1 protein-coding gene is annotated in these 317 nt (G+C 56.2%); it reads right to left on the bottom strand.

Annotation, left to right across the window (positions count from 1 at the left end):
• Positions 1–182 (bottom strand): hypothetical protein (locus GQ59_RS31665; RefSeq protein ID WP_152564168.1); only part of this gene is annotated, 182 nt, incomplete at its 3' end.
• Between the last annotated feature and the right edge of the window lie 135 nt (positions 183–317).

Below are 317 nucleotides of genomic sequence, written 5' to 3'. Positions count from 1 at the left end.
AGGGTGCCGAGCTCCAGTTGCGGCAGCGTTCCCTCCCGCGAGTACATGGTCAGGACTTCCACCCGGACCAAGAGGCCGGCTCTATGGGTTCGCCGAATAGCGGCGTTCAGGATGCGGAGTGCTTCGGCCATGTGCTCCTGGGCTTCGGCGCGTTCTTCGAGTGCAGAGAGTTCAATATCCATGCCGGCAATTATGAAGGTTATTGTCGAGATCTACCATTCCCCAAGGTCTATAAAAAAAACCTCCGCTGGTCGGCGGAGGCTTAATTTAGCAATCGCAATCGAGGGAACACGCGGTAGGCTTAGAACTTCACGCCT

This window comes from Neorhizobium vignae, assembly GCF_000732195.1.
GTDB lineage: Bacteria > Pseudomonadota > Alphaproteobacteria > Rhizobiales > Rhizobiaceae > Neorhizobium > Neorhizobium vignae.
This window is presented reverse-complemented; position numbering and strand designations above follow the sequence as displayed.